At 41.5% G+C, this 17,040-nt stretch carries 15 protein-coding genes; 10 read left to right on the top strand and 5 right to left on the bottom strand.

Going from position 1 to position 17,040, the window contains the following annotated elements; all coding sequences use genetic code 11:
- Nucleotides 1-122: 122 nt before the first annotated feature.
- The gene (locus FBB35_RS32690; RefSeq protein ID WP_174713272.1) at nucleotides 123-1,883 is read right to left on the bottom strand and encodes a hypothetical protein; all 1,761 of its coding nucleotides are present in this window, start codon (nucleotides 1,881-1,883) and stop codon (nucleotides 123-125) included.
- Between the two features lie 53 nt (nucleotides 1,884-1,936).
- On the opposite strand from FBB35_RS32690, the gene FBB35_RS32685 reads away from it, so the two are divergent.
- The 3 genes from FBB35_RS32685 (at nucleotide 1,937) to FBB35_RS32675 (ending at nucleotide 4,835) form a co-directional block, all read left to right on the top strand.
- A complete protein-coding gene (locus tag FBB35_RS32685) occupies nucleotides 1,937-2,089 on the top strand; it encodes a hypothetical protein (RefSeq protein WP_174713269.1) in 153 nt (50 codons plus the stop codon).
- 443 nt (nucleotides 2,090-2,532) lie between these two features.
- Nucleotides 2,533-3,759, top strand: coding sequence for a succinate--CoA ligase subunit beta (locus FBB35_RS32680; protein WP_174713266.1), 1,227 nt, complete (start codon nucleotides 2,533-2,535; stop codon nucleotides 3,757-3,759).
- 188 nt (nucleotides 3,760-3,947) lie between these two features.
- On the top strand, nucleotides 3,948-4,835 hold the full coding sequence (locus tag FBB35_RS32675; RefSeq protein ID WP_174713264.1) for a CoA-binding protein: 888 nt from the start codon (nucleotides 3,948-3,950) through the stop codon (nucleotides 4,833-4,835).
- Here the strand turns inward: FBB35_RS32675 and FBB35_RS32670 are convergent, their stop codons facing one another.
- Complete coding sequence (locus FBB35_RS32670; protein ID WP_174713261.1) at nucleotides 4,836-6,017, bottom strand: phosphotransferase; 1,182 nt, start codon at nucleotides 6,015-6,017, stop codon at nucleotides 4,836-4,838.
- A gap of 529 nt (nucleotides 6,018-6,546) precedes the next feature.
- Between FBB35_RS32670 and FBB35_RS32665 the strand changes: the two genes are divergently transcribed.
- From FBB35_RS32665 to FBB35_RS32650, 4 genes are all read left to right on the top strand, one after another.
- Entirely contained in the window at nucleotides 6,547-8,187 is a 1,641-nt protein-coding gene (locus tag FBB35_RS32665) for an adenylate/guanylate cyclase domain-containing protein (RefSeq protein ID WP_174713258.1), read from the top strand.
- A 224-nt stretch (nucleotides 8,188-8,411) separates the two neighbouring features.
- Complete coding sequence (locus tag FBB35_RS32660) at nucleotides 8,412-9,779, top strand: NAD-dependent succinate-semialdehyde dehydrogenase (RefSeq protein WP_174713256.1); 1,368 nt, start codon at nucleotides 8,412-8,414, stop codon at nucleotides 9,777-9,779.
- A 93-nt stretch (nucleotides 9,780-9,872) separates the two neighbouring features.
- Nucleotides 9,873-11,516, top strand: a complete 1,644-nt coding sequence (locus tag FBB35_RS32655) for an acetolactate synthase large subunit (protein ID WP_174713254.1) — start codon at nucleotides 9,873-9,875, stop codon at nucleotides 11,514-11,516.
- A gap of 88 nt (nucleotides 11,517-11,604) precedes the next feature.
- Complete coding sequence (locus FBB35_RS32650) at nucleotides 11,605-12,165, top strand: hypothetical protein (protein ID WP_174713251.1); 561 nt, start codon at nucleotides 11,605-11,607, stop codon at nucleotides 12,163-12,165.
- Here FBB35_RS32650 and FBB35_RS32645 read toward each other — a convergent pair.
- Nucleotides 12,162-12,695, bottom strand: coding sequence for a hypothetical protein (locus FBB35_RS32645; RefSeq protein ID WP_174713248.1), 534 nt, complete (start codon nucleotides 12,693-12,695; stop codon nucleotides 12,162-12,164). The genes FBB35_RS32650 and FBB35_RS32645 overlap by 4 nt on opposite strands.
- Nucleotides 12,696-12,756: 61 nt before the next feature.
- Nucleotides 12,757-13,368 (bottom strand): DedA family protein, encoded by a 612-nt coding sequence (locus FBB35_RS32640; protein WP_174713245.1) that lies wholly within the window; start codon nucleotides 13,366-13,368, stop codon nucleotides 12,757-12,759.
- Between the two features lie 150 nt (nucleotides 13,369-13,518).
- On the opposite strand from FBB35_RS32640, the gene FBB35_RS32635 reads away from it, so the two are divergent.
- From FBB35_RS32635 to FBB35_RS32625, 3 genes are read left to right on the top strand one after another with little or no spacing between them, the layout of a single operon-like run.
- Entirely contained in the window at nucleotides 13,519-14,301 is a 783-nt protein-coding gene (locus tag FBB35_RS32635; protein WP_174713242.1) for an ABC transporter permease, read from the top strand.
- Nucleotides 14,302-14,307: 6 nt separating this feature from the next.
- Nucleotides 14,308-15,621, top strand: coding sequence for a cytochrome P450 (locus FBB35_RS32630; RefSeq protein WP_174713239.1), 1,314 nt, complete (start codon nucleotides 14,308-14,310; stop codon nucleotides 15,619-15,621).
- An 8-nt stretch (nucleotides 15,622-15,629) separates the two neighbouring features.
- Nucleotides 15,630-16,358, top strand: coding sequence for a hypothetical protein (locus tag FBB35_RS32625; protein WP_174713235.1), 729 nt, complete (start codon nucleotides 15,630-15,632; stop codon nucleotides 16,356-16,358).
- On the opposite strand, the gene urtE is transcribed toward FBB35_RS32625, so the two are convergent.
- A complete protein-coding gene (urtE, locus tag FBB35_RS32620; RefSeq protein ID WP_174713233.1) occupies nucleotides 16,321-17,019 on the bottom strand; it encodes an urea ABC transporter ATP-binding subunit UrtE in 699 nt (232 codons plus the stop codon). The genes FBB35_RS32625 and urtE overlap by 38 nt on opposite strands.
- Nucleotides 17,020-17,040: the final 21 nt, after the last annotated feature.

Raw genomic sequence — 17,040 nt, 5'->3', positions numbered from 1 at the left:
TCAACATTTCTGGTAAATACCCATTTTTCATCCACTCATTACTCATTACTCCTTACTCATTACTTTAAAGCCGTGCTGGAAGCACGAGGTTTTAAACCCATTTTTCTGATAATTGGCAGATTTTACCCACCCAAAGTCCGAGTATAAATTACCTGACCTTGAGAATCATAAAGGATAAGGGACAGGTTGGCATTGTCACTAATTACAGCTAGAGCTTCTCGTAAAATTTGCAAGTGATTGGTAACATCAACAGCAGTACTAGAATTCTCAGAATAAGGATTAGCCAAGTTATTTTGTCTTACTTGGTCATACTCAGAAGTTAACCGGACAGTAATTCCTGCATTGTCTATGTTAAAGGTACAAATCTGAATTTCATTAATACAGGTTTTATCCAAGTCAGTGCGGGTTTGTTGCAAACTACTAACAACTTGTATTTTTTCTTGTGCTTGTTTGAGGGCTGTTGAATAGGGTTCGATGAGGGACTGAGCTTGAGTGTAGTACAAGCTATCTTGGGAAATTTTTTTAACAGTTTGTAAAGCCTGCTCCCAGTATGTCGCAGCTGCTTGCCATTGGTTTTGTTGCTCATAAAGCTTGGCTTGCTTGGCGGTGCTAAGAACTTGTTGGTAGGTTTTAACAGCTAATTGTTCCTTAGTCGCGCGATCACGTGCCGCCATCAGTTTAGGTTTATAATCTACCAACAGCTTTTGGGCTTCTTGGTATCTAGGGCTTGTAAAAGGAATGCTATTCAAAGCATTAATCGCCACCAACCAAGTAGACCGCACCTTTTGCCAATCATTCAAAGATTTAGCAGTAGCTTCCTGCTTCTCGGCGGCACTAGCTACAGCTTTTGCTGCTGTGAGTTTTTTTAGCCATTTTTCCTCAATAAATATCTGCTGATTTACAGCGTGCAAACGAACTCGATAATTAAGCAATTTCCCCTGCACTAGCCCATAGAGTTCACTGTCGGAACTTATAGTTTCTAGTGGTGCTATAGCCTGTCGCCATAAATGTTGCCTAGCTTGTAATTCCTCTAGACTATGTGCAGGAGTTTGAACTTGTTGTGTCGCCAAAGATGCTGTCTGCAAAGCCTTGACTACCTGGTTGATTTTTTCTGATCGTCCAGACAAACTTGCTTTTAGTTCTTCTGACACCTGGGAACGAGGCGACCAACTAGGAATTACATTTAGGGCTGTACTAGCTGCCGCAAGTTGCTGTTGTACAGCTACTAATTCTTGTTCAGACTTGGCACGGCGCATTAGTTGTGGAGATTTTGTTTTTAATCGCTCGGCATTTTGTATTTCTTTGCACTCCGATATTACACAAGGTCGAGTCAAGAAGTAAGCACCACCGCCTAAGATGACAATTCCCGCTAAGGCTACACCCAGCAGCATGGGTTTGATTGCGAATGCTGTTGAAGTCGGCAAATTCGGCGTATCTGCAAACGGGTCAAATAGTTCCTCCTCCTCTGTCTTATCAAGTGATCGAGAATAGGTCAAAGCAGATGAAGAAATAGGATAAAAGTATTGCTCCTCTGTTTCTCTGCTCCCATGCTTCCCTGTTTCCTCATCTCCCCATCCCCCCCTCTGCTTCAGGGGTAGAAAACATTTGGCATAAGGGAGTTGTTCACCAGAAACTCTGAGGAAACATTGCACTCGCTGCTCTCTGTGGGGTGCTAGAGACTGAAGTACTTCCTCAATGACTGCAAAGATTATCTGAGCGTCAGCTATTACATCTGATTCATGTTGCGTTAGAATCATTAGCCCGTCTTTATTGACGGCACACTTAACCTCGAAGACTTCAGCCGATGAGACTTCTACAAGCAATTGTTCCTGTAAAGTCTTGGCTAAAAGCTGTAAATCTTCGTGCTGGACTGCTACTTTCATAGAGCTTTCCCGCTTAACTTCTATATTGTTTTGATTATTTTTAAGAGGATGAAATGAACTTTTTAGTTTTGTTGAATGCAAATGCACAGTTTAACCAACCACAGCCTGAAAATCTGAACGACCAACTTTCTAACACAAATTCTGACTTTTCACCAAAAATTAAAAAAGCAATTATTGTTCGCAGCGCTACATTTTCACACTACTAGATGCAAAATTAAATTATCTATCTTCAGATATAAATTACAAATAAAAAATGGGAATAATAGAATTTTTGAGTATTTTCACTGCATTATTTTGCGACAATTAAATTTAAAGTAGCTACTACTCTGTACATTTTTCGTTGCAGAGTAGTTGTGAAAATTTTATCCAAAGGTTAAGGAAACAGTGCCAGGTCAGAGGGTTTTGACAGAAATGGTAGTTATCTTCTATGCTGGGAAACTTACTGAGGAGATTAATTAGGTGTTGTAGCTCTGGCACAAACAGGTTAGCTATCAAAATTAACATGCCTCATTTGCTGGGTTCGATAAAATTGATCCGTGAAAAAGAAATTTTTATAGCTGCCAAAAGCTTAATTTTTAAATAAAAGTGCTGCAAAATATTAAAACAGCACTCACTAAAAGCTTGGAAAGTGTCAATACAAGGTGTATCAATGGATTTATTAGAGTATCAAGTTAAAGAATGGTTTGGAAAGATAGGCATTCCGGTCTTGCCCTCTCAACGGATTGACCATCCTACAGATTTGAAACGTTTAAAAATTCGCTTTCCGATTGTACTGAAATCTCAAGTACATGGAGCAGAGCGGGCAAAAGCGGGTGGAGTCAGGTTTGCCGAAACGACAATTGATGCGATAGCAGCTGCTCAAAATATTTTTAGTCTACCAATATGGGGCGAATTGCCAGAAGTGGTGCTGGCAGAATCGCAATACGACGCGAACCAGGAATTTTATCTAGCGGTGGTTTTAGATACTGCTGTTTGCCGACCAGTACTTTTAGGTTGTAAAGAAGCAGACATCGATTGGGAATCTGCTGGGGAAAAAATGCACCATGTTGTCGTGGAACAGGAATTTTCGCCATTTTATGCCCGAAGACTGGCTTTGAAAATGGGTTTACAAGGGACGCTGATGCAGTCGGTAAGCAGCGTTTTGGAGAAGATGTACCACTTATTTGTGCAAAAAGACCTGGATTTAGTCGAAATAAATCCCTTGGCAGTCAGTGCTAATGGTCAAGTTATGGCTCTTAATGGTAAAGTCAGGATCAACGAACGGGCAATCAAGCGTCATCCAGACCTGGCTGAGATGGCTGCAAAAATTATCAGCCGTCATACCAGTACTGAAATTAATGGCATTTTGGGTGACTGGGATGGCGTAAAAATGCATGGGAAAATCGGTATTTTAGGTAATGGTACTGGTTCAGTGATGGCAACTTTAGATTTAGTCGCCAATGCTGGTGGCAATCCAGGTGTTTGTTTAAATCTACGTCATGCTTTCCTCACAGATACGACACCAACTACCTTCCGCGATCGCCTAGAGACAGGTCTGAAAATCCTGGAAGCTGACAAAAGCATTCAAGTAATACTAATAAACTTTCTGGGTAGCATTCCTCAAACAGAGGAAGTGATTGAAGTTATAGCCAGAGTTGTAGAGCAAGACAACAGCGAACTTGAATCACAAGTTGTACGTTCTAATGGTAGTAAAAGTCGTCAAGTACAGAATTTTACACCCTTAGTTGTCCGTCTTGCTGGTTCTGAATTTAATGCTGCTATAAAATATTTAGCAACACTAAAAACCCACAGCGATGCGCTACTCGTGGTAGAAAATTTAGATGAGGCAGTAGCAGCAGCAGTTCGTCTTGCTAAACCAACTGCTAATAAAAAGTAGTGACTATGATTTTGTTCCAAATCAAAAATTATTAATTTTTACCACGTAAATATATTTGTGCATTGGGAATTGGGCATTGGGCATTAGTTATTCTCCCCCTGCTCCCCCTGCTTCCCCTGCTCTCTGTCCCCCTGCTCTCCTCGCCTAGTGGCTTAACTCACTGGGTTGTCAACTTAAGGTAATTTTTTATGAACCTAACGCCAGAAAGTAAAGTATTAATTCAAGGCTTTTGTGAATTTATATCAGGCACTCATGTTGCTCAAATGCAAGCTTATGGTACGAATTTGGTAGCAGGTGTCAATCCGGGATGTGGCGGACAGGAACTGCATGGACTGCCAGTATTTGACTTAGTAGAGGAGGTAATAGAAAAATTTGGGGTAATTGACACAACAATTATCTGTGTAGATCCTTACGACGTGCTAGATGCTGCATTAGAAGCGATCGCATCTCATATTAGCCAAATCATTATTATCACTGCTGGCGTACCACCTTTAGATATGGTGCAATTACTCCGCAAAGCTGAAGCCTGTGAAACTTTGGTAATCGGGCCTAACAGTCCGGGGATCATTGTGCCGGGAAAAATTCTTTTAGGCACTCAACCTAGTGAGTTTTATACTCCTGGGGCAGTGGGAATCGTTAGTCGTAGCAGTACTCTCACCTACGAAGTTGCTTACGAATTAACAAAAGCAGGTTTGGGACAGTCGATTAGTGTCAGTATTGGTAGTGATGCGATCGTTGGTTCCTCCTTTCTCCAATGGTTGCAAATTCTGGATGAGGATGAAACTACAGAGGCGATCGTTTTAGTCGGTCAACCAGGTGGTGGTAGTGAAGAAGCAGCAGCTCGGTATATTGCTGAAGCAATTGATAAACCAGTAATTGCCTACATTGCAGGAAGACTTGCGCCACCAGGAAAAAGTTGGCGGCAAACAGGTACTTTAGCAACGGTTATCGGACGCGATCCTAACTTTGGGACAGCCCAAAGTAAATTAGCTGCTTTAAAAGAAGCAGAAGTTCCAGTAGCTGAACGCCCTTCTCAGATTCCAGAATTATTGAGAAAGGAGATTAAAATTAATTAATTACAAAAAGCGAAGCAATAATCTGGCTTCGTCTGCCAGTTTTAATCCATGAGTAATAGCGATCGCTCTTGATGTGATGATCTCGTCAAAAGTTCGCCCAAAGCGTTGCTCTAGCCAGCTATGACGAGATTCGTTTTGCACTAGCTTTAATAACCTCCCTGCGATTAGACCAAAATGAAGCGCCGCTAAAGCAGCATAAGTAAAGCGCACAACACGTTCATCCCCATTCCACCCAGCAGAACGCAACCCCGTTAAGTAACCCTCAAGCACAAGTTTTTCCAGGGGTATCAGTGATGAACCATCGACGAACAACAAGAAAACACTGTCCAGCACCAAATTTATTATGTCTTCTCCCAAGACACCATAGCCAACAAAAGACCAATCGATGAGAATAGTCTGGTCATTACCATCTGCGTTACGTCGAGAAAACAAGTTGTTAGGCGTAATATCAAAGTGGCAGAGTGTATGGGGTGCTTTGTCCACAGCGTCGAGAAGGATATGGTGATCGCTCCACAAGCCCATTACCCGATCGCCTATATCTGGGGAAAATATCTCTTTTAGTAGTGGGTGCTGCCATAAAGTAGGTTCTCGCAACGCTTCTAAAGCAGTATTATCAATATTGGACACCCATACCCTATGCCAGTCACGACTCAGCCAAGACTCAAAAGGTAACGATCTTGCTATTACATAGCTTCCTTGTAAATAGCCAAGGTGACGAGCCGCCACACCGAAGCGTTCCAAGTCCCAAGTCGTGCCAGGGCTGCCCTGAATATCTTCCAGCCACAGCCAGAGAATATTAGCAGACGGCTGTGTAACTGTGAAACAACGGGGTGCTACTAAGTCGCCACTCAAATTATCGAGGATTCCTGATGTATATATCAACGCCTCGCGCTGCCAGTAATTCCAGTGTGTGGGGTCTTGAGAGGAATTGAAAATAGAGCCAATATTCTTTGGTTGTAGGTGCAAAATCTTCAGAATTACCGACCAAGATAATTGTTCGCTGCCATTGTTAGCAATACCAGCAATCCGCCACAAACCAGCTGTAACGTTATTAATAATATGGTGAGCGATCGCTTCGGAGTGCCATTCGCCCAAAGTGGCAGTTTTACTGTCGAGTATATGACAGACAACGGTCGTTAATGTAACTTCATCAATTAGCGGATGCGTGGAAGGTGAATTCATCAAAATCTTTTCTTTTGTACTGAGAAGATGAATACTTGGGGCAACCATACCATTGCTGCGGCATTGTGAAATTCCCTTTTCGTCACATTATATTTAGTCCAGATGGGCACTAATGAATGAGTAGCATTTGAGTAGCGCGATGGTTGCTTGCGATCGCGAAAAATGTGGTTAAAGATGGTGCTTTTGAGTAGTATGATTAAAACCCAAGCCTGAAAGTACTGTCTAGCCAGGGGAGAAGCACATTAGTTTAGGATTACCCCTAATTAAATCAGTCGCTCATAGGGGAAATCCTTTTGATCCTAGCCTCTGCGTTGTCGCAACTGGCACGACACGGAGAAATGAGAGTTTGACAGATATTTTGCGGAAGTCCTACAAACCTCCAGCAAAATAGCCTGATTCAATGTAATATCTGTCACATACAGTTGTCGGAATGCAGTTAACAGTGTCATAAAGAAAAGGCGAAGGTTAACCTATAGGGTAGAACTTACCTGAGAGTTGCTTGCACCTCTAGCTTTGATGGATCACACTCATGACTGAACTCACGCTACGCCTAAAAGAGGGAGATACGGAGACAACGATCGCAGTCGATCAAGGTATATTCACAATTGGTCGTTTGCCGGAATGTAACTTGTACTTACCTTTTGCTGGAGTCTCCCGCAACCATGCTCGCCTGGTGAAAACAGCAGATAGTGTGTGGACTATTGAGGATCTGGGCAGCAAAAACGGGACGCAAGTCAATAAATATCTGATTAACTGTCCCCAAGAGTTGCATCATGGTGATATCGTTTGGTTGGGCAATGTTAGCCTGGTAGTAATGCTCACAAGCGCTGTTGCTCAATCGATACCTGAGTATCACGCAAGTTCGGAAAATAACGAGCAGAGAACAATTCTGCACAATGTCGAACAATTACAACAGCAATGGATTGCAGCTGATAGCAAAGATGGGAATATCAGCAATAAGGACAAAACCATTGCCCGTCTCAAAGACTTAGTGGACATAGCGAAAAATCTCTGTGCGGCGGCATCTATAGAAGAAATTTTTTCTCAAGTGCAGCAAGTAGTTTTTCGTTACCTTGATAGTATCGATCGCTTGGCACTATTAATTGATGTTAATGGTTGCGGTCAATTAGAGTTAGTGAACGCTGCTACAAGAAATATTTCCCAACAAAAACATCTACCCTCAGATGGAAGTTGGATTAGTCGGAGTATCTGTCAAAAGGTATTTGACGAAAAAGTTGTGATTCAAACTGCCGATACCCATCAAGATGAAAGATTTGCTAGTGAACAGAGTATTTTAGTCAAAGGCATTCGTAGCGCGATGGCAGTGCCTTTATGGGATGAAAATAAAGTTGTCGGCGTACTCTATGCCGATGCCAATCTTTCTTCTTACCATTGGGCAAATGAAGGCGAGGAAGAACTCAGCTTTTTTTCGGCTTTAGCAAACCTTGTAGCTTCAAGTGTGCAGCGTTGGCTATTGGTAGAGAAACTCAAAACTGAAGAGATGATTCGTCACCGATTAGAACGCTATCATTCTCCAGCAGTTGTGCAGCAGTTGATATCTGTAGGCGGATTACCAGGTGGTCGTTTAGCACCAGCCGAGAGCGAAATCAGTATCTTATTTGCAGATTTAGTGGGTTTTACAGCAATTTCTGAACGGTTAACACCAACTGCGATCGCTCAACTATTAAATAATTTATTTGAAGAAATGCTAAAAGAAGTGTTTACTTGCGGCGGCACTTTAGATAAATATATTGGTGATTGCATTATGGCATTTTTTGGCGCTCCAGAACCGCAAGCAGATCACGCCGATCGCGCTGTTACTGCTGCCAAAGGAATGCTCACTCGTCTCGAACATTTAAATGCCAATGGTTTTTGGCACGAACCCCTGCAATTACGGATTGCTATCAATAGCGGTAAGGCTGTTGTGGGAGATGTCGGTAGTTCCCAAAGGGTAGATTATACGGCATTAGGCGCGACGATTAATCTTGCGGCTCGGATGGAAGCAGTTTGTCCTCCTAGTGAATGTGTAATTAGTCAAGCCACTCATAAAATGCTTTCACTGCCTGAAGATTTCCAGGAAATGGGAGACTATCGTTTCAAAGGTATTGAACGATTAGTCAAGGTTTATCAGACAAATTTGCAGCAAGTGCCAACAATTATTGGGAATTAAGTATTGGGAATTGAGAATTGGAAAAGCAAATGACTAATGACCAATTTATCAAAAAAATACATAGTTTAGTTGTATATTTTGTTTCAAAACTAATTGCAAAATTGTAATACTAAGCGACTAATTTTTGCTTAAAAGACTAAAATTTGGGTGTAGCTTCCAGAATTGATCTGTGTAACACTAGGAAGCCAACAGTCAAGCTATTTTTTTAAACGGGAGGTCAGGTAATGGCGATCGCTACCATCAATCCCGCTACTGGGGAGACGCTCAAAACCTTTGAGGCGCTCAATGATACAGAAATTGTCGCTAAACTCGATTTGGCTAATCAGGCTTTTGAAAAGTATCGTCAGACTGATTTTTCTGAGCGATCGCAATGGCTACAAAAGGCTGCTGATATTTTAGAGCAAGACAAAGCAGAATTTGCTAAGTTAATGACTCTAGAAATGGGTAAGCCATTTAAAGCTGCGATCGCAGAAGTCGAAAAATGCGCCGTCGTCTGTCGCTACTATGCCGAACATGCCCCTAGTTTTTTGGCTGATGTCAGTGTAAAAACTGATGCCAGCCAGAGTTTTGTACGTTATCAACCAATGGGTGCAATTCTCGCGGTGATGCCGTGGAATTTCCCCTTTTGGCAAGTGTTCCGGTTTGCTGCACCAGCATTAATGGCGGGAAATGTCGGCTTACTTAAACACGCTTCCAATGTGCCGCAGTGTGCCTTGGCAATTGAAGATATTATCCGACGCGCGGGTTTTCCTGAAGGTGCGTTTCAAACTTTATTAATAGGTGCTGCCAAAGTTGCCGATTTAATGGCTGATGACCGCGTAAAAGCCGCTACTTTGACAGGAAGCGAACCAGCAGGCATATCCCTTGCTGTCGCCGCCGGCAAACAAATCAAAAAAACAGTTTTGGAATTGGGAGGAAGCGATCCATTTATTGTGTTAGAAAGTGCTGACTTAGAGACAGCAGTTGTCACAGCTACTACAGCACGGATGTTGAATAACGGGCAATCATGTATTGCAGCGAAACGTTTTATTGTCGCAGAAGCGATCGCAGATCAATTTGAAAAATTGCTTTTAGAAAAATTCGAGGCGCTAAAAGTAGGCGATCCTATGGAACCGGATACCGATTTAGGCCCACTGGCAACACCTGGTATTCTCCAGGATTTAGATCAACAAGTGCAAGCTGCTACCAAAAGTGGTGGAAAAGTCCTCATCGGCGGACATCCTTTATCAGATCGTCCAGGGAACTTTTATCCGCCAACGATTATCATAGATATCCCGCCGGAAGCAGCAATTGCAAAAGAAGAATTCTTTGGCCCAGTAGCCTTGTTATTCCGGGTTCCTGATATCGATGCTGCCATTAAACTCGCTAATGACAGTCCCTTTGGATTAGGTGCAAGCGCTTGGACAACGAATGACCAAGAATGCGATCGCTTAGTTGCAGAAATCGAAGTAGGTGCCGTATTTATCAACAGTATGGTCAAATCCGATCCTCGGTTGCCCTTTGGTGGTACTAAGCGTTCTGGATATGGCAGAGAATTGAGTATCCAGGGTATACATGAGTTTGTCAATGTTAAAACCGTGTGGGTTAAATGATTAGTCATTAGTCATTAGTCATTGGTCAAAGGACAAATGACTAATGACAAAGAACAAAAGTCTTATTCGTTAATAAAGTTGTCGGGAAATAAAATGAATACAGCAGAATTATTGGTGCAGTGCCTAGAAAATGAAGGAGTGCAATATATTTTTGGACTCCCTGGCGAAGAAAACCTGCATGTTTTGGAAGCGTTAAAACATTCTTCCATTAAATTTATTACAACTCGTCATGAACAGGGCGCAGCATTCATGGCCGATGTCTACGGACGCTTAACCGGAAAAGCTGGGGTGTGTCTTTCTACTCTTGGTCCTGGGGCAACCAATTTGATGACTGGGGTAGCAGATGCTAACCTCGATGGTGCGCCTTTAGTGGCAATTACTGGTCAAGTGGGAACAGATAGAATGCACATCGAATCCCATCAATATTTAGATTTGGTGGCAATGTTTGCACCTGTTACCAAGTGGAATAAGCAGATTGTGCGACCAAGTATTACACCAGAAGTAGTGCGGAAAGCATTTAAGCGATCGCAATCTGAAAAACCCGGTGCAGTTCACATCGATTTACCAGAAAATATTGCTGCTATGCCTGTCGAAGGCAAACCTTTGCGTAAGGATAATAGCGAAAAAACTTATGCATCTTTTGCTAGCATTCGGGCAGCAGCAGCCGCAATTTGCCAAGCAGTTAACCCATTAATCTTAGTCGGAAATGGGGCAATTCGCGCTCAAGCAAGTGATGCTGTCACGCAATTTGCTACCTTGCTGAATATACCTGTTGCCAATACTTTTATGGGTAAAGGTGTGATTCCCTACACACATCAATTGGCTTTGTGGTCAGTCGGATTACAGCAAAGAGACTTCATTACCTGTGGTTTTGATAACACAGATTTAGTAATTGCGATCGGTTATGATTTGATTGAGTTTTCCCCGAAAAAATGGAATCGGAATGGTGAAATTCCGATTGTGCATATTGGGGTAAGTCCGGCGGAAATTGATAGTAGTTATATTCCTAACGCCGAAGTGGTGGGAGATATTTCAGATTCCCTCTATGAAATTTTAAAATTAGCAGATAGACAAGGTAAACCCGATCCTTTTGCTATCAGCTTAAGGTCAGATATTCGGGCTGATTATGAACAGTATGCCCATGATGACGGATTTCCTATTAAGCCGCAAAAGTTAATTTATGACTTACGGCAAGTGATGGGCCCAGATGATATCGTTATCTCTGATGTTGGCGCACATAAGATGTGGATGGCCCGTCATTATCATTGCCATAGTCCCAATACTTGTATTATTTCCAACGGTTTCGCAGCTATGGGTATTGCCATTCCTGGCGCTTTAGCAGCAAAACTCGTTCATCCTAAGCGCAAAGTCGTTGCTGTAACAGGTGATGGTGGCTTTATGATGAATTCTCAAGAATTAGAAACAGCCTTACGCGTAGGTACACCTTTTGTCACCATAATTTTCAATGATGGTGGCTATGGGTTAATTGAGTGGAAGCAAGAAAATCAATTTGGCAAAGGAAACTCATCTTTTGTGCATTTTAGCAATCCTGATTTTGTGAAATACGCTGAAAGTATGGGTTTAAAAGGCTACCGAGTTGAATCGGCTTTAGATTTGATTCCCACTTTGAAAGAAGCCCTCGCTCAAGATGTACCCGCCGTGATAGATTGTCCCGTAGATTATCGGGAAAATCACCGCTTTAGCCAAAAAGCCGGCGAGTTGAGTTGTACTGTGTAAAAAGTAGAGACGCAATTAATCGCGTCTCTACAAGAGTTAGGAGTTATTTATTCCTAACTCCTTTTTTAAATAAAATAGGTTTTCAAAGATGATTTTAAGCTTCAAAAATATCAGTGCTGTGTGTGGCTTATTTTTACTAGTCAGCGTTAGTAGCTTTCACAATTCAGCCATAGCCAATACAAACAACCAGTCCCAAGTAATAGCACAAAGCCAGGGTAAAACCCAGGTACACTCAGTTTTTAAATCTATTTTGCCTAAATTAAAGCAAAAGACTCAAATTAAGATTTTATTGCCGAAGTTTATTCCCGAATCGGATGGGGAAAATCCAATTTACGCAATTATAGAAGCTGCTACACAAAAAAACTACGAGATTTTATTAGGTTTTAGTCCTGATTGTAGTGGTGGAACTGCTTGTCGTCTGGGTGGGATTTCTGCTGAAGCAGTAACCCGCAAAACCCCCCGCCTGAATGGTAAAGCTGTATCTTTAGCTAAGGGTATTACTGGCTATTTTGTGGATTTTACTTGTGGTGCTAATTGCTCAGATGCTACCTTGACTTGGAGACAACAAGGTGTCCAATATGTTGTAGGGTTGAAAGCAGGCGATCGCACTTCTTTGATAAAAATGGCTAATTCTGCGATTAATCCTTAACTAAGATCAGAGTTTGATTCTACTTCCCAGCGAAACAGCCGTGGCAATTGAGACACATCTATAACGTAGTTAACAATCCACAACAGTAATTCAAAAATCAATAAATATCGTACCCATACCAACTCACTTTTGGAATTCAAAAGTGTCAAACCTTCGTATAATTGCCAGAAGCGGTAAGGCAAGTATATATAAGGAACCATTACCCACACTACATTTTGCAACTGCCTGAGTGTTACTATCTCAGAGATAATTTGCAACCCTAATATAATAAAATACCAACCAAGTACAGTCAACACAGTGCGATCACCCCACCATACACCCCACAATAGCATGACTATTAAGGGCAGTAATCCTCCTAGCAGTTGCACTGAGCCAAACCAGATTTTATACCAACCGGGAAATGGTAAAGGTAGAGTATAAGGCTTTGTGTGTTTCCACCCCCAGTTCACAACCACAATAAAAAGTGTGGCAATTACAAAAAAGAGGAGATTTTCTATTAATAGATAGAGGTTAATATTTAAGTAAGTCATGTCGCTTGGTTCCAAATTCAAAATTAATTTATTCCAATCTCCATAAATTACGAAAAATATTTTAACTTTTATTTGCTCGATTTTCTTGTATTACATGAATCATCGATGGCATTAAAGAAATAACTATAATTGCTCCAATAATTGGTAACAAATACTTATCTACCTGTTCAGGTGGCAGAGATTTTCCTAAGAAAAACCCTAACAGGGTAATGCCGAATGTCCAAAGAAAGCCACCAATTAAGTTGTAAGACATAAATGTTCGGTAATGCATCGCACCAAGTCCAGCCACAATCGGCGCAAAAGTGCGAATAATCGGTGTAAACCTGGCCAAAACTAGTGTCTTTTTGCCATGTTTATGATAAAAATCCTGGGTTTTTACCAAGTGTTTTTTATGAAACAACCATGAATCTTCTTTCTGAAATAATTTTCTGCCAAATTTATGTCCTGTAGCGTAGCCAACATTATCACCAAGGACTGCACAAACAAAAGCACCAAAAATCAGAACCCAAATGTTAAACCCTGATTTCGGAAGAGATGCGAGAAATCCAGCAGTAAATAGCAAACTATCTCCTGGCAGAAAAAAACCAATTAGCAAGCCAGATTCAGCAAAGATAATTGCCCATACCCCAAAGTAGCCAATTTTTGTAATTAGGTCTGGTAAATTTAAATGCATTAGAATTTTTTAGTTTTCAACAATATATCCACCACATCTTAACGTTTAGCAATTTTCCTGAATAAAAAGTAATATTAAATTTACGTGAAGTTCTTGTGTAATCTTGGGAATTTTAGTGACAGATGGCACATTTTGGATTATGGGTGCAAGATGCAAAGATATTTGAAAGTACTAAGACTATTTTGGGGTGCTGCGATCGCATCTGAATTAGAGTATCGGATTAATTTTTTCGTCGCTACCCTCACCAGCTTGGGAAATCTTGCGGGTAGCCTCTTTGGATTATTCTTGTTTTACCGCACTGGCTATACTTTTAGTGGCTGGTCATGGGAAGCAGCTTTAACAGTGCTAGGAATTTTTACCTTACTACAAGGATTTTCTGCGACTTTTCTAGCGTCTAACTTGAATCGCATTGTCCGTCATGTCCAAGAAGGCACTTTGGACTTTATATTATTAAAACCTATCCGCAGCCAGTTTTGGCTTTCCACTCATACCCTTTCACCTTGGGGACTGCCGGATCTAATTTTTGGTAGTATTATCATTGGCTATGCAGGTAAACGCCTTGGTGTAGGGATAAACGGCTATCTACTTGGTGTGCTGCCGTTATTGTTCAGCTTTGTGATTTTATACAGCCTGTGGTTTATGCTGGGTTCAATGAGTATCTGGTTTGTCAAAATATACAACGTTACTGAAGTGTTGCGTGGTTTCTTGGAAGCTGGACGATATCCCATAGCTGCATATCCCACAGCTTACCGTTTTTTCTTCACTTTTGTGATGCCAGTAGCTTTTTTAACTACTGTACCAGCCCAAGCGCTGTTGGGTCGGAGTGAAATTACCTGGTTGATAGGTGCGGCAATATTAGCATTAGCCTTGTTTTTCGCTTCTACTTGGTTTTGGCGGTTTGCGTTGCGGTTTTATACTAGTGCTTCGAGTTAGAGAGATATGAAAACTAATCAAATTCCTCCTGGAAGCTTTGGTTTGCCTGTATTAGGTGAAACACTCTCCTTTGTTTTCGACCGCGATTTTGCCAAAAAGCGCTATCGCCAGTATGGGCCCATCTTCAAAACCCATCTTCTTGGCAGACCGACTGTGGTAATGGCAGGGACGGAGGCATTAGAGTTCGTTTTGTCAAGCCATATCGAGAATTTTTCTTGGCGCGAGGGATGGCCTGATAATTTCAAGACATTACTCGGTGAATCACTTTTTCTGCAAGATGGAGAGGAACACCGCAGAAACCGCCGCTTGATGATGCCGGCGTTGCACGGCCCAGCATTGGCGAATTATTTCTCCACAATGGAAGATATTACGCGCGGCTATCTCCAGAAGTGGGAGAAAAAACAGGAGTTTACTTGGTTCCAAGAGTTTAAACAGTTGACATTTGATATTGCTAGTCAATTATTGTTGGGTACGCGTCCTGGGCCGGAATGTGTGCGCCTCAGCCAGTTATTTACAACTTTGACGAATGGGCTGTTTGCTATTAATCCGTTGCCATTACCATTTACTACATTTGGTAAAGCTATAGCCGCGCGTAATCAGATTTTAGAGCATCTAACTCAAGTTGTCAGAGAACGTCAGCAAAACCCAACTCAAGATACCATCAGCCTGTTAATCAAAGCTAAGGATGAAGACGGTAACAGCCTAAGTGAAAAAGAAATCATTGCCCAAGCGGTGCTGTTACTCTTCGCTGGACATGAAACTACTACTTCGATGCTGACTTGGTTATGTACAGAGTTAGCCCGTCATCCAGAAGTACTCGAAAAAGCAAGAGTTGAACAATTGCAACTTGCAAGTCAAGGTGATTTAGATTTAGAACAATTGGGTAAAATGCCCTATTTAGAGCAGGTCTTGTGGGAAGTTGAAAGATTGCATCAACCTGTCGGAGGTGGGTTTCGTGGTGTGATTAAAGACTTTGAATTGAATGGTTATCACGTACCTACTGGTTGGCAGTTATACTACTCAATTGGAGTTACTCACCAAATTGAAGAAATCTATTCTGAGCCAGAACTCTTTGACCCAGACCGTTTTAGTCCTCAACGGCAAGAACACAAAAAATATCCTTTTAGTTTAGTTGGTTTTGGCGGTGGCCCACGCATTTGTATTGGCATAGCTTTTGCCAAAATGGAAATGAAGATTGTTGCTGCTCATCTTCTACGTAGTTATCATTGGGAGATATTACCCAATCAAAGTTTAGAAGTAGTTGCTGTTCCCACTAATCGCCCTAAAGATGGGTTGCGGGTTAGATTTCAACCTCGGTGAAATGTTTTATGGCATCCCAAATAGACATACATTTGCCTAACGAAGTTTTGCAACGCTTACAAAATGTGAAAGATTTTGTCGGTGAGAATGTTAACTCTCTAAGTAACTCAGCACAACAAGTTGGGGAGTCTTTGAAGGCAACAGCAACTACAACGACTGATACAGTTACGACAAGCTTAGAACAAACTTGGCAAACTGCTGAGAAATTTAAAAGTACAACATCGGGAGCAGTTAAAGATGTAATGGCATCTTCTGTAAGTGATTGGCTGACACAACACCCGATATTTTTTAGGTTAGTTCAAATACTAGGTTGGGCGACTAATCACCCAATTATTAGTATAGTGATTTTTTTATTTGCACTTGCCCTACTTTGGAGCATCATCAAAGCAATTGTCCGCTTAATTGAAACAGCTAGTTGGTCAATACTCCAAGTTCCGTTAAAATTGCTTCAGGCTTTGATTAAAGTTAGTTTTTTATCCTTAACTAAAGTCGGTAGTTTTGCTGTTCAACAATTTACGGCTACTAAAACAACTGATAAACTGCCAGCTTTGTTACCTGAAAGTTTTCAACCAAATAAAAAACAACGATTAGTAGAAATTTCTCATCGCTTAGAAGCAATTCAAAAGGAACAGCATGAGCTTTTACAAGAAGCAGCAGACTTGATTGCTTCTGACACAATTGATATAGACATCTCCCAAATTAAACAGCTAAAAAGCGCTGAATCACATCTTGGCTGAGTTCAGATGTGGAACCGGAGGCGACAATACCGCCTTTTTGCATGGCGTAATAATAATCTGCCTGACGAACAAAGTGCAAATGTTGCTCTACTAATAAAACCGAAATACCTGTGGTTTCGACAATGCGACGGACTGCGGCTTCAATTTCGAGGATGATTGAGGGTTGAATGCCTTCAGTCGGTTCATCTAAGACGAGTAATTGAGGCTCTCCCATTAAAGCACGTGCGATCGCTAATTGTTGCTGTTGTCCACCACTTAAATCACCACCCATCCGCGCCAGCATGGTTTTTAACACCGGGAATAAGCTAAAAACTTCCTCTGGAATTTCTGCTTTTTTTACTGGTTTCTTTCTAGCTTCCAACCCCAGCAGCAGATTTTCTTTGACTGTCAACCGGGGGATAATTTCTCTTCCTTGGGGGACATAACCGATTCCTAATTTTGCTCTTTGATCGGGAGATTTTGAGTTTATTAAATCTTCAGCTAAGTTAATAGTACCACTGCGGGGTTTGAGTAAACCCATAATTGTTTTGAGTAGGGTGGTTTTACCTACGCCATTGCGTCCGATTAGGCAAACCATTTGCCCCGATGGTACGCTTAAATCTACATTGCGGAGAATGTGGCTTTCACCGTAGTAAACGTTAAGGTTAGAGATTTTTAGCATTATAAAATTAATTTTCTAATG

The organism is Nostoc sp. TCL240-02 (assembly GCF_013343235.1).
Classification (GTDB): Bacteria; Cyanobacteriota; Cyanobacteriia; order Cyanobacteriales; family Nostocaceae; genus Nostoc.
This window is presented reverse-complemented; position numbering and strand designations above follow the sequence as displayed.

Coding starts and splice junctions, on each gene's coding strand:
- FBB35_RS32690 (WP_174713272.1), bottom strand. CDS start 1,883: ATGAAAGTAGCAGTCCAGCACGAAGATTTACAGCTTTTAGCCAAGACT.
- FBB35_RS32630 (WP_174713239.1), top strand. CDS start 14,308: ATGAAAACTAATCAAATTCCTCCTGGAAGCTTTGGTTTGCCTGTATTA.
- FBB35_RS32635 (WP_174713242.1), top strand. CDS start 13,519: ATGCAAAGATATTTGAAAGTACTAAGACTATTTTGGGGTGCTGCGATC.
- FBB35_RS32675 (WP_174713264.1), top strand. CDS start 3,948: ATGAACCTAACGCCAGAAAGTAAAGTATTAATTCAAGGCTTTTGTGAA.
- FBB35_RS32665 (WP_174713258.1), top strand. CDS start 6,547: ATGACTGAACTCACGCTACGCCTAAAAGAGGGAGATACGGAGACAACG.
- FBB35_RS32685 (WP_174713269.1), top strand. CDS start 1,937: ATGAACTTTTTAGTTTTGTTGAATGCAAATGCACAGTTTAACCAACCA.
- FBB35_RS32645 (WP_174713248.1), bottom strand. CDS start 12,695: ATGACTTACTTAAATATTAACCTCTATCTATTAATAGAAAATCTCCTC.
- FBB35_RS32670 (WP_174713261.1), bottom strand. CDS start 6,017: ATGAATTCACCTTCCACGCATCCGCTAATTGATGAAGTTACATTAACG.
- FBB35_RS32650 (WP_174713251.1), top strand. CDS start 11,605: ATGATTTTAAGCTTCAAAAATATCAGTGCTGTGTGTGGCTTATTTTTA.
- FBB35_RS32655 (WP_174713254.1), top strand. CDS start 9,873: ATGAATACAGCAGAATTATTGGTGCAGTGCCTAGAAAATGAAGGAGTG.
- FBB35_RS32660 (WP_174713256.1), top strand. CDS start 8,412: ATGGCGATCGCTACCATCAATCCCGCTACTGGGGAGACGCTCAAAACC.
- FBB35_RS32625 (WP_174713235.1), top strand. CDS start 15,630: ATGGCATCCCAAATAGACATACATTTGCCTAACGAAGTTTTGCAACGC.
- FBB35_RS32680 (WP_174713266.1), top strand. CDS start 2,533: ATGGATTTATTAGAGTATCAAGTTAAAGAATGGTTTGGAAAGATAGGC.
- FBB35_RS32640 (WP_174713245.1), bottom strand. CDS start 13,368: ATGCATTTAAATTTACCAGACCTAATTACAAAAATTGGCTACTTTGGG.
- urtE (WP_174713233.1), bottom strand. CDS start 17,019: ATGCTAAAAATCTCTAACCTTAACGTTTACTACGGTGAAAGCCACATT.